General features: G+C 59.0%; 10 protein-coding genes and 1 pseudogene. 6 read left to right on the forward strand and 5 right to left on the reverse strand.

Annotation, left to right across the window (positions count from 1 at the left end; all coding sequences use genetic code 11):
* Position 1: 1 nt before the first annotated feature.
* Genes AC1Z36_RS04360 through AC1Z36_RS04375 form a run of 4 tightly spaced genes read left to right on the forward strand, consistent with a single transcriptional unit; the run spans position 2 to position 4153 of the window.
* A complete protein-coding gene (locus AC1Z36_RS04360; RefSeq protein WP_483561726.1) occupies positions 2–994 on the forward strand; it encodes a 2-dehydro-3-deoxygalactonokinase in 993 nt (330 codons plus the stop codon).
* A gap of 41 nt (positions 995–1035) precedes the next feature.
* The gene (locus AC1Z36_RS04365) at positions 1036–1680 is read left to right on the forward strand and encodes a 2-dehydro-3-deoxy-6-phosphogalactonate aldolase (protein ID WP_443453573.1); all 645 of its coding nucleotides are present in this window, start codon (positions 1036–1038) and stop codon (positions 1678–1680) included.
* Positions 1677–2825 (forward strand): galactonate dehydratase, encoded by a 1149-nt coding sequence (dgoD, locus tag AC1Z36_RS04370; RefSeq protein ID WP_013350471.1) that lies wholly within the window; start codon positions 1677–1679, stop codon positions 2823–2825. The genes AC1Z36_RS04365 and dgoD overlap by 4 nt, the downstream gene beginning before the upstream one ends.
* Positions 2826–2830: 5 nt before the next feature.
* Positions 2831–4153 (forward strand): MFS transporter, encoded by a 1323-nt coding sequence (locus tag AC1Z36_RS04375; protein ID WP_105662120.1) that lies wholly within the window; start codon positions 2831–2833, stop codon positions 4151–4153.
* A 105-nt stretch (positions 4154–4258) separates the two neighbouring features.
* Here the strand turns inward: AC1Z36_RS04375 and AC1Z36_RS04380 are convergent, their stop codons facing one another.
* From AC1Z36_RS04380 to eat, 5 genes are read right to left on the reverse strand one after another with little or no spacing between them, the layout of a single operon-like run.
* Positions 4259–5059: a 3-oxoacyl-ACP reductase gene (locus tag AC1Z36_RS04380; RefSeq protein ID WP_402741508.1), complete on the reverse strand. Its 801-nt coding sequence runs from the start codon at positions 5057–5059 to the stop codon at positions 4259–4261.
* A 55-nt stretch (positions 5060–5114) separates the two neighbouring features.
* Positions 5115–6515, reverse strand: coding sequence for an aldehyde dehydrogenase family protein (locus AC1Z36_RS04385; RefSeq protein ID WP_402741509.1), 1401 nt, complete (start codon positions 6513–6515; stop codon positions 5115–5117).
* Positions 6512–7282 (reverse strand): gamma-glutamyl-gamma-aminobutyrate hydrolase family protein, encoded by a 771-nt coding sequence (locus AC1Z36_RS04390; RefSeq protein ID WP_483561728.1) that lies wholly within the window; start codon positions 7280–7282, stop codon positions 6512–6514. Before AC1Z36_RS04390 ends, AC1Z36_RS04385 begins: the two co-directional genes overlap by 4 nt.
* A 19-nt stretch (positions 7283–7301) precedes the next feature.
* Positions 7302–8693: a glutamine synthetase family protein gene (locus tag AC1Z36_RS04395; protein WP_483561729.1), complete on the reverse strand. Its 1392-nt coding sequence runs from the start codon at positions 8691–8693 to the stop codon at positions 7302–7304.
* Between the two features lie 51 nt (positions 8694–8744).
* Positions 8745–10181 (reverse strand): ethanolamine permease, encoded by a 1437-nt coding sequence (gene eat, locus AC1Z36_RS04400; protein WP_483561730.1) that lies wholly within the window; start codon positions 10179–10181, stop codon positions 8745–8747.
* A 174-nt stretch (positions 10182–10355) separates the two neighbouring features.
* Between eat and AC1Z36_RS04405 the strand changes: the two genes are divergently transcribed.
* Complete coding sequence (locus AC1Z36_RS04405) at positions 10356–11081, forward strand: FadR/GntR family transcriptional regulator (RefSeq protein ID WP_483561731.1); 726 nt, start codon at positions 10356–10358, stop codon at positions 11079–11081.
* 231 nt (positions 11082–11312) lie between these two features.
* Positions 11313–11522: pseudogene (locus AC1Z36_RS04410) on the forward strand (IS110 family transposase); the annotation flags it as partial.
* Positions 11523–11526 lie beyond the last annotated feature (4 nt).

The following is an 11526-nucleotide window of genomic DNA, read 5'->3' on the forward strand; positions in this document are numbered from 1 at the left end:
TATGACAAACATCGCCGAAGCCCAGTTGATCGCCTTGGACTGGGGAACTACGTCCGCACGCGCCTACCTCATGGGCGCCGATGGCCACATCGTGGCGGAACGCAGTGCAGCTCTTGGCATCATGCAAGTGGCCTCGAAGGCACAAGCCGAGAACCAGTCCCTCGATGAGGCCTTCAAGGCGACGCTGACCGAACTGTGCGGCGATTGGCTGGATAACTTCGAGAATGTCCCCGTGATCGCCTGCGGAATGGTGGGCAGTCAGCAAGGCTGGACCGAAGCGGCCTACCGACCAGTTCCAGCCAATTTGGCTGATCCAGAATTCGAGTTGGCATCAGTGGAGATCGCTCCGGGCCGAACGATGCAGATCATTCCCGGCGTCTTGGACCTCAAAGAACTTCCAGACGTCATGCGGGGCGAAGAAACTCAAATCCTCGGTGCCATTGATTTTGCCGCCCTGAACGCAGATGACTCCGAAGAGCAGCTGTTCCTGCTCCCGGGGACGCACTCCAAATGGGTCAAGGTCTCCGGACGCACGATTACCGAATTCTGCACTTCCATGACTGGTGAGACGTTTGCACTGCTCAGCACCCAGTCCATCCTCTCCAAGCTCATCGAGCCAGCACCATCGGCGAATTGGTCGGCCTTTGAGCGAGGTGTGAAGGTATCGCAATCGGGCGAGGGCGCTGCGGATCTGATGCTCACGGCCTTCTCCGCGAGAACCTTGGTTCTGACCGAGCGTTTGGAAAAAAACGAAGTCAGTAACTATCTCTCTGGCATGATGATCGGTGCTGAAATCCGTTCCGTTCTTGGCAAGCAAGCCACCAACGACGCCCTGTCGCTGACCATCTGCGGCAAAAAGGAACTCAGCTCCAGGTACACCAGGGCGCTGAATATTTTCGGAATTGATCAGGTGCGCGAGCTGCAAGGCACAGCCCCTCGGGGAATCTGGGCCGTTGCAAGCGCACAAGGACGCCTGCAGACCGCCTCGGACTGAGCCACCAACTAGCCACACGATTTATCAAGAAAGGTTTTGCCGTGAATGAACTGACGACAACTTTGAAGGCTGCCGGACTCGTAGCCATTTTGCGAGGCCTTTGTCCTTCAGAAGCTCAAGGCGTTGGTGAAGCGCTCTATGCCAGCGGTTTTCGGTCTTTGGAGGTACCGCTGAATTCCCCGGAGCCATTGAAGAGCATCGAAATTCTACGCGGTGCGCTACCTGAAGACGCAGTAGTTGGTGCAGGTACTGTGCTCACCGTAGACCAAGTTCGCTCGTGCCACGAGGCGGGCTCCCAAATCATTGTTTCCCCAAATACCAACGTGCGGGTTATCCAAGAAACGGTGGCGCTGGGCATGGATTCGTTCCCAGGTGCTGCTACTCCGAGCAACGCCTTTGACGCCATTGAAGCCGGAGCGAAGAACGTCAAGATTTTCCCTGCCGAGCAAGTAGGCCTGGCGGGATTCAAGGCGTGGACCGCTGTGATTCCCTCCGGCATTGGCCTGATCCCTGTCGGGGGCATCAACGAGGAGAACATGGCGCAATGGCTGGAAGCCGGAGCCACAGGTTTTGGCATTGGCTCCTCCCTTTACAAGTCCGGACGAAGCCTTGAAGACCTGAAAACGAGGGCAGGCAATCTTGTCTCTGCCTACCAAACGATCCATGAGATGAGGAAGTCTGCATGAAAATTACAAAACTGACCACGTACATGGTGCCACCTCGCTGGTTGTTCCTGAAGATCGAAACCGACGAGGGAATTGTCGGTTGGGGCGAGCCAGTACTCGAAGGCCGCGCATCCACTGTTGCCGCAGCAGTTGAGGAACTTTCGGATTACCTCATCGGCCAGGATCCGCGAAACATCGAGGACCTGTGGACGGTAATGTACCGCGGTGGCTTCTACCGCGGTGGCGGCATCATGATGAGCGCCCTGGCCGGCATCGACCAGGCGCTGTGGGACATCAAGGGCAAAGCCCTTGGGGTTCCTGCCTACGAGCTACTCGGTGGCAAGGTGCGCGACAAGATCCGCGTGTACTCATGGATTGGCGGCGACCGCCCGTCGGATACCGCAGCCGCCGCGAAGGCCGCTGTTGAACGTGGCTTCACTGCAGTGAAAATGAACGGCACCGAAGAACTCCAGTACATCGATACCTGGGACAAGGTTCAGGGGTGTTTGGAGAACGTTCAGGCTGTCCGCGATGCAGTAGGCGAGAACGTAGGCATCGGCGTTGACTTCCATGGCCGAGTGCACAAGCCAATGGCTAAAGTCCTGCTCAAGGAACTAGAACCATTCAAGCTGATGTTCATCGAAGAACCGGTACTCAGTGAAAACGTGAACTCCATGCTGGAGCCATTGCGCAATTCCAGTACTCCGATTGCCTTGGGCGAGCGGCTGTTCTCCCGTTGGGACTTCAAGGATGTCTTGGCCAGCGGAGCGGTGGACATCATCCAGCCGGATCCCTCGCACTGTGGCGGCATCACCGAAGCCCGCAAGATTGCGGCGATGGCTGAAGCCTATGACGTTGCAGTCGCCTTGCACTGCCCACTTGGCCCAATCGCTCTAGCCGCGAACCTGCAGATCGATGCCGGTGCATACAACGCATTTATCCAGGAACAATCCCTGGGAATCCACTACAACAAATCCAACGATCTCCTTGACTACGTCAACGATCCGTCGGTCTTCGCCTACGAGGATGGCATGGTTGCCATTCCTGAAGGTCCGGGTCTGGGCATTGATGTAAATGAAGAGTACGTCATTGAACGCGCAGCTGAAGGTCACCGCTGGCGCAACCCAATTTGGCGTCACAAGGACGGATCCTTCGCAGAATGGTAAATCGTATGTCTCAGTCGACACTGTCGTCAGCTGCAACACTCAAGAGTGCTGGCAAAGCTACAAAGACGCGCTACGCCGTAGCCTTCATGTTGTTCCTCACCGTAGTAATCAACTACATGGATCGTTCAAACCTCTCGGTTGCAGCGCCGTTGATCTCCGAGGAATTCGGCCTGGACACAGCACAGCAAGGCCTGTTGCTCTCTGCCTTTGGCTGGACCTACGCGGCCATGCAGCTACCGGGCGGTTGGCTGGTAGACCGAGTTCAGCCTCGTCTGCTGTACCCAATTTGCCTGGTGCTGTGGTCGGTGGCCACAATCTTCATGGGCATGGCCGGAAGCTTCATTGCTTTGATCGTGTTGCGAATGGCTGTCGGTGGCTTCGAAGCCCCTGCGTACCCAATCAACAACAAGGTGGTCACTGCCTGGTTCCCTGAACGTGAGCGCGCCACCGCTATTGGCTTCTACACCTCTGGCCAGTTCATAGGTCTCGCGCTGCTGACCCCCGTCCTGCTGTGGCTTCAGCATGCATTGACCTGGCACTGGGTCTTCGTGGTTACCGGTGCGGTAGGCGTCGTATGGGGCCTGATCTGGTTCGTCATGTACCGGAATCCGGTGGATTCCAAGAGAGCCAATGCCGCTGAAATCGAGTACATCCGCGAGGGCGGCGGACTTGTTGACCTTGGCAGCAAGAAGGCCAAGACGGTTGCACCGAAGCTGAGCAAGGCTGACTTTGCCTTGGTTTTGGGACGCAAGAAGCTGTGGGGAATCTATATTGGCCAGTTCTGCCTGACCTCCACGTTGTGGTTCTTCTTGACCTGGTTCCCAACCTACTTGGTGACCTACCGTCAGATGGATTACATCAAGACGGGATTCCTGACGTCGCTTCCATTCATCGCGGCGTTGGCCGGTGTACTGATCAGTGGTGTTCTCTCTGACCTCATGCTCAAGCGTGGGGTGAGCCTGGGTACTTCCCGCAAGCTGCCAATCATCACCGGGCTGTTGCTCTCCATGAGCATGATTGGTGCAATCTTCACGGACAGCACCGCACTGGTCATCACCTTCATGTCTATTGCCTTCTTCGGCAATGGCCTGGCTTCGATTACCTGGTCCTTGGTATCTGCACTGGCACCGTCTCGCCTGATTGGTTTGACCGGTGGCATGTTCAACTTCATCGGCAACCTGTCCTCTATTGCCACCCCAATCGTGATTGGTCTGCTGGTCTCGGCCACGGACTTCGGTCCGGCGTTCATTTACATGACGGTCATCGCGGCGGTCGGAATACTCTCCTACGTCTTCTTGGTGGGCAAGGTGCAGCGCGTCGAGGGCTAGGCGTTACCTAGAGGAAGCATCCGGGGCCCTCGGCTCCGAAACGAACGGTCGGAGGTGAACCTGAAATTTCAGGTTCACCTCCGACCGTTCGATGCTCTAGGCCGTTTATAGGGGAGTGACGTAAGCGCCGGCGATTCCGCCATCAACGAGGAACTGGCTCGCGGTGATGAACGAGGAATCATCAGATGCCAAGAAGGCAACTGACGCTGCCAGCTCATCCGGTTCTGCGAAGCGACCTAGCGGCACATGGATCAAGCGACGTGCTGCTCGCTCCGGGTCCTTGGCGAAGAGCTCCTTTAGCAGCGGGGTATTTACCGGGCCGGGGCAAAGCGCATTGACCCGGATGCCCTGCCGGGCGAACTCGACACCGAGTTCGCGGCTCATGGACAGCACCCCGCCCTTGGAAGCCGAGTAGCTGATCTGGCTGGTTGCCGCACCCATGACAGCGACGAAGGACGCGGTGTTGATGATTGAGCCCCGGCCCTGTTCCTGCATGTACGGCAGCACGTGCTTGCAGCAGTAGTACACGCTGGTCAGGTTGACCTCCTGGACCTTGCGCCAGGCGTCGATGCCGGTATCCAGGATGGAAGCGTCGTCTGCCGGGGAAATCCCCGCGTTGTTGAATGCGATATCCACCGAACCGTAGGTCGACTTGGCTGTGGCGAACAGGTTCTTGACGTCTTCCTCATTGGTGACATCGGTGCGGACGAAAAGCCCGCCGACTTCCGCGGCGGCTTTCTGGCCGATTTCCTCGGCGCAGATATCGCCAATGACCACCTTGGCGCCTTCATGGGCCAAGCGCTTGGCCGTGGCCAGCCCGATGCCGGAGGCTCCGCCGGTAATAGTGGCGACTCGTCCGGCAAGCCGATTGGTGACCAAGCCGTTGTACGGGGCAGTTTCGCTCATTTGATGGTTCTCCTTGCTAGTGATTTGTTTTAGTTGGATGATGCTTTGCGGTAAATCAGCTTTCGGTGTCAATGAAGACGTTCTTGACTTCGCTGAAGGCTTCGAGAGCATCTGGTCCCAGCTCGCGGCCGAGTCCGGATTTCTTGTAGCCGCCGAAAGGAGTGGAATAGCGCACCGAGGAATGGGAGTTCACCGACAGGTTCCCGGCCTCGACCGCGCGGGCCACGCGCAGGGCGCGGCCCACATCCCGGGTCCAGATGGATCCGGAGAGCCCGTACTCCGAGTCATTGGCAATGCGGATAGCATCGGCCTCATCCTCGAATGGGATCACCGCAACGATCGGTCCGAAGATCTCTTCGCGCAGGATCCGGTCCTGCGGATCTTCGGGAACCACGACCGTAGGCGGGAACCAGAAGCCCCCGCCCTGCGGGATCTTTCCCTGATAGGCGATATCATTGCGGGGATTTCCCTGCTCATCGAGCAGGAAGGACGACACCGTCTGCAGCTGCTTGGCGGAGACCAAAGGGCCCATCACCGTAGCTTCGTCGCTCGGATCCCCGACAGTAACCGCCGCGACGGCCTGGGTGAATAGCTCCATGAACGCATCCAGAACGCTGCGCTGCACCAGGATCCGGGAGCGGGCGCAGCAGTCCTGTCCGGCGTTGTCGAAGACACCACCCGGTGCCCGGGCGGCCGCCTTTTCGAGGTCGGCATCGGCGAAGATGATATTGGCGCTCTTGCCGCCCAGCTCCAAGGTGACACGCTTCAGCTGGTCCGCGCATCCGCGCATGATGCCCTGGCCCACTTGGGTGGAACCGGTGAAAACCACCTTGCGGACGTCAGGATGGGTGACAAAGCGCTCGCCGACTACCGAGCCCTTGCCCGCGATGACGGTGAAGACACCCTCGGGGATACCGGCCTCGCGGGCCAACTCGCCCAGGCGGATGGCGGTCAACGGTGTCAGCTCCGCTGGCTTGAGCACGACAGTATTGCCCGCAGCCAGTGCCGGGGCGAATCCCCACCCCGCGATCGGCATGGGGAAATTCCATGGAACGATGATCCCGACGACACCCAGCGGTTCGTGGAAGGTCACGTTCACTCCGCCTGCGACGGGAATCTGCTTGCCGAAGTTCCGTTCCGGGGCTGCTGCGTAGTAGTTCAGCACATCCCTGACGTTTCCGGCCTCCCAGCGGGCGTTGCCGATGGTGTGCCCGGCATTGAGCATTTCCAGCTGGGCCAGATTCTCCAGATCGCGGTCTACTGCGGCCGCGAATCTGCGCAGCAGCGCGGCGCGCTCAGCAGGAGCGACCTGGCTCCAGGCGGGAAAAGCCTCGGAGGCCCGGGCAATTGCGGCATCCGCCTGCGCGGTATCAGCCAGCGCGACGTCCTGGACTGCTTGCCCAGTCGCCGGGTTGATCACGGTAAAGGTGTCTTTCACTGCGGTATCAGTGCTCATAGCGCTTCCTGTGGTGTCGAAATAGATTTGCTGGTGGCGTAGTCATGCGCAGCCTGGATGAAAGCCTGCATGAGCCGGATATCTTCCAAGTTCTCTTCCGGGTGGAATTGCGTGCCCAGAACCCAGCCTCGGGCCTGCGGCATTTCAACGATTTCCACCGTCCCGTCGCTGGCGCGGGCGGTGACCTCCAGACCTTTGGCTACCTCCTGCAGGGACTGGTGGTGGTAGCACGGAGCACTGGCCTGGTTGCCCAGGATCTGCTCCGCCAGAGAACCATGCGCGGTGGTGAAATCCACTGTGCCGAAGACCCCGGGAGCTGGCTGGTACTTTTCGGCAGCATCCGGAAGGACATCGGGCAGGTGCTGGTTCAGGGTTCCGCCCTGCTGCACGTTGAGCACCTGGGCGCCACGGCAGATGGCGAACAGCGGAACGGCCCGCTCCAGCGCGGCGGCGGCCAAAGCCATGTCGTGCAGGTCCCGCTCGGGTTGCGCCGCCGTGCGCGGATGAGGTTGCTGCCCGTAGCTAGCAGGATCCACATCCACGCCGCCGATGACAATCAGCCCATCCAGAACGTCCAAGACGGATGCGTCGGTGGCAACCGGTGGAAGAAGCATTGGCGTACCACCGGCTGCAACCACTGACATGATGTACTTGCCCGGGACAATGGCCGCGGTACTTTCCCAGACACCCCATTTGGCTTCCTGCCAGTAGGTGGTCAGCCCGATGCGCGGCCTGCGCTGCGCTGCTGGGTCCGATGGATAGTTCACTTGTCGTTGTCCTTCGTGATCAGTGGCGTTCGAAACCGCGGGAGACTTCCCAGTCGGTGACCGCCGCGTTGAACTGCTCGATTTCCACGTCCGCGTAGCGGGTGTAGTGTTCCACTACTTCCTTGCCGAAGATTTCCTTGGCGATTTCCGAGTTCGCGAAGAGCTCTCGGGCCTCGGCCATGGTTTGGGGCACATGCTGGGATCCGGAGTCGTAGGCGCTTCCGGTCACCATCTCGGGCAGCTCCAGCTTCTTCTCCATGCCGTAGAGACCGGCCGCCAGCATGGCGGCCATGGCCAGGTACGGGTTGGCGTCCGCTCCCGGCAGGCGGTTCTCCATGCGTGCGCCGTATCCCTTGCCCACCAGCCGGACCGCGCAGCTGCGGTTGTCCAGGCCCCAAGCAACGGCGGTAGGCGCGAAGGACCCCTTGGCGAAACGCTTGTAGGAGTTGATATTCGGGGCGTAGAACAGGGTGAACTCCCGCATCGTGGCCAAGACTCCGGCGATGAAGTGGTTGTACATCTCCGTGCGTTCTCCGCGGGCTTCGTCCCAGAAGGCCAAGGATCCGTCGAGCTTTCGCAGCGACATATGGATATGGCAGCTGGAACCTTCGCGCTGGTTGGGCTTGGCCATGAAGGTGATGGATTGCCCGCGCTGCGAGGCCATGTGCTTGGCCGAGAGCTTGTAGAAGGTGTGGTTATCGCCAGTGGTGACCACGTCGTCGTATTTGAAAGCGATCTCGTGCTGCCCGAAGTTGCACTCGCCCTTGGCCGATTCGACGATCATGCCCGATTCGTACATGGCGTTGCGGATATCGCGCAGCAGCGGCTCGACACGCATTGAGCCCAGGATCGAGTAGTCCACGTTGTGCTGGTTGGCAGGGGTGAGGTTCCGGTAGCCGCGCTGCTGCGCATCTTCGTAGGAGTCGTTGAAGATCAAGAATTCCAGTTCCGTACCTGCCATGGCGCGCAAGCCCAGCGCAGCGGCTTTCTCCTGCTGCGCCTTGAGCAGGGACCGCGGGGCCACTGGAACCGGACGTCCGTCCGTGGTGGCCAAGTCGGTCTGGATCAGTGCGGTGCGTTCCAAGTACGGGACTGGGCGGATGGTGTCGTAATCCAGCACGAACTCCATGTCGCCGTAGCCGGTGTCCCAGCTGGTCAGCGAATAGCCTTCCACGGTGTTCATCTCGGTATCCACTGCCAACAGGTAGTTGCAGGCTTCGGTGCCGTGGTTCAGCACGGTGTCCAGGAAGAACTGCGCGTGGACGATTTTTCCCTGGAGCCGGCCCTGCATGTCGGTGAAGGCGAGAATGACCGAATCGTAGACTCCGGTGCGGATGCCCTCGGTCAGCTGTTCAACGCTCAGCATGCGTTCGTTCTTGGCGGCCTTGACGAGTTCTTGGATGTCTTGCATGGAGAATGTTCCTTCGATTGTCGGGGTGTGGTTCTGTGGCCTGGGTCCGGTTTACTTCAGGGCATTTTCTTCGGACTCCAGGATGGCGAATTCTTCTTCGGGCGCGCTGGCAACCAGGCGATGCCGGCTATAGAACCAGAAGTACGCGAGTGCCAGGACGAAGACTCCTGCGGTGATTCCTGCGGCGAGGATGTCCACGACGAATGTTGCGATGAGGGCAATGAGAGCAAGCACCAGCGCAATGGACGTGGTGACGATGCCGCCCGGGGTGCGATACCCACGGGGCAGGTCGGGTTCCTTGATCCGCAGGACAATGTGGCTCAGATTCAGCAGCACGTAGGAGACGGTGGCTCCGAAGACCGCGATATTGATCAGCTGGTCGCCATTGCGGATGACTGCTGCCAGGATGAATCCGATGGTGCCTGGAACCAGCAGGGCCACCCATGGTGTATGGCGGGAGCCGGTCAGGGAGAGGACCCGGGGCAAGTAGCCGGCACGGGACAAGGCGAACAGCTGCCGGGAGTAGGCATAGACGATAGAGAAGAAGCTGGCCACCAATCCTGCCAGGCCCGCGTAATTCACGAAGTTCGCCAGCGCCGAATTCTGCCCGTAGGCTTCGCGCAGCGCTTCGGGAAGAGGGGAGCCGGAGACGCTCATGGCTTCGGCGCCCGCGACGCCTGGCACCAGGATAAGCATGGCAGCACCGGAAAAGACCAGGAAGATGACTGCAGTAATGATGCCCTTGGGCATATCGCGTTTCGGGTCTTGCGATTCCTCGGCTGCCAGTGGGACACCCTCTACTGCGAGGAAGAACCAGATGCCGAAGACCAGCGCGGCAAGGGTTCCGGAAATGCCGAACGGCATGAAGGCTGAGGAACCGGCCGAACCGTCTGGCACGATGTCGAAGAGGTTGCTTGGCTCAAAGTGCGGTATCAGGCCAAAGACGGTGACTACCAGCGCCACAATGGCGATAGCGGTGATGCCGAACATCAGCTTGAGTGCTTCGCCTACACCCCACATATGGATGCCGATGAAAACAATGTAGGTGACCAGGTAGACGGGCCACGAATTGGTCATTCCGAACAGGCCGAGGGCCTCGATGTAGCCGCCGATGAAGGTGGCGATAGCGGCAGGGGCCACGGCGTACTCGATGAGCACTGCCATGCCGGTGGCGAAACCGCCCAGCGGTCCCATGGCCCTGCGGGCAAAACCGTAGCCCGCACCAGCTGTGGGCAGCGTCGAGGACATTTCTGCCAGGCCGAATACCATGCAGGTGTACATGATGCCCATCAGCACGAAGGCAATGAGCAATCCGCCCCAGCCACCAGCGGCCAAGCCGAGATTCCAGCCTGAAAAATCACCGGAAATGACGTAGGCAATACCCAAACCGGCAAGCAGGACCCAACCTGCGGCGCCTTTCTTGAGCTGCCTGTGTCGTAGATAGTCTTTGTCGACCGATGCGTAGTCGATGTGTGAATTCTTGGTCATGTGAGCTTCCTCGGTCCATGAGTCCTGAATCTAATGGACTGAAATCAGTCCTTTGCATGCGCTCAACTGTGGCAGGGGTCACGAAAGAAAGTCAATAGGTTAGTTTGAAAATGGAGCTGGTAAGAGAAAATGAAAGGTGTTTTCTTGAACCAAATTGTGTGCCATTCTTAGATCATGGCCGAAACTAAACCATTGGATTCCCGGGATGGGATGAGGTTCCTTGGGCAAGTGCGCCGGGGAAACGTCTTCGAGGAGACCCTCGGGCAACTGTTGCGCGCCATGAGGCTAGGTGTCTTCCCGCCCGGCGAAAAATTGCCTGCGGAGAGGGAACTTGCCGAAGCCCTGGGTGTTTCACGAGCAACATTGCGCGACTCGTTGGCGGAATTGCAGAGCGCAGGCTACTTGCAGGTCCAGCGAGGCCGATACGGCGGAACGGTTGTTGCGGCTCATCCGAATTCGCATGAGAATCCATTGGATGGTTCGGACCGTGCACGCATTGAGGATGTGCTTGCATTCAGATCGGTCGTGGAACCTGCCGCAGCTGAATTGGCCGCGGGAGCATCGCTCACTGCAACCCAGCGAAATAATTTGATGCTGGCGCACGAAGCCGTCAATTCGGCCGACGCGACGAACTACCGGCCGCTGGATGCCCGGCTCCATGTCATGATCGCCGATTTGTCCGCTTCGAGCATGCTGGCAAAAGCGGTTGCAGAGGCTCGCGACGCAACCAGCGAGCTGCTGGATCGGATTCCGTTCCTGAAGCCGAATATCGCGCACTCCAGCCGCCAGCACGAGGACATCTTGAACGCCATCCTCCGCGGCGATGGAGCCAGCGCGAAGAAGCTGATGCAAGAACATCTTGATGGCACTGCGACTCTGCTGCGCGGATTCCTGGATTAGCCGTTGTACAAGAACGGTAGTTGCGAAGTTTTGGATTTTTTCCTTGAGGTCGCCTCGGGATCCGTGATCGTTCTACGCAGTGATGCGTTCCACGCATGGATTTGCCGAAAAGCGATGAAATGAATCGATTCCCTGTTTCACATGAAAAGCAGTTCTGCTGGATCCCACACTCCTGGAGGCGAGCAATGACCACGGAAAGCGCAGGAACTCTTAGTCCTTCAATTCACCCGTCGTATCGATGCGAAGCTAAAGAAACATGGAGCTCGCCGGCATAGCGCCTAGGCTGCGGCCATGATGGATGCGTTAGACGAGCAAGGCGTCATTATTATCGGTACCGATGCAATCGGGTTAGTCATTCCGCCGATGGTTCGGCAGCTGTTTTTCTTGCACGCCAAGCGTGCTGACGTCACCACTCACCTCGAAGCCATGGTGGAGACCCACCGAG

This window comes from Glutamicibacter sp. BS14, assembly GCF_056934375.1.

Bases quoted from the DNA above. Each gene is read 5' to 3' on its own strand.
- AC1Z36_RS04360 (WP_483561726.1), top strand. From the start codon at position 2: ATGACAAACATCGCCGAAGCCCAGTTGATCGCCTTGGACTGGGGAACT.
- dgoD (WP_013350471.1), top strand. From the start codon at position 1,677: ATGAAAATTACAAAACTGACCACGTACATGGTGCCACCTCGCTGGTTG.
- AC1Z36_RS04375 (WP_105662120.1), top strand. From the start codon at position 2,831: ATGTCTCAGTCGACACTGTCGTCAGCTGCAACACTCAAGAGTGCTGGC.
- AC1Z36_RS04380 (WP_402741508.1), bottom strand. From the start codon at position 5,059: ATGAGCGAAACTGCCCCGTACAACGGCTTGGTCACCAATCGGCTTGCC.
- AC1Z36_RS04385 (WP_402741509.1), bottom strand. From the start codon at position 6,515: ATGAGCACTGATACCGCAGTGAAAGACACCTTTACCGTGATCAACCCG.
- AC1Z36_RS04395 (WP_483561729.1), bottom strand. From the start codon at position 8,693: ATGCAAGACATCCAAGAACTCGTCAAGGCCGCCAAGAACGAACGCATG.
- eat (WP_483561730.1), bottom strand. From the start codon at position 10,181: ATGACCAAGAATTCACACATCGACTACGCATCGGTCGACAAAGACTAT.
- AC1Z36_RS04405 (WP_483561731.1), top strand. From the start codon at position 10,356: ATGGCCGAAACTAAACCATTGGATTCCCGGGATGGGATGAGGTTCCTT.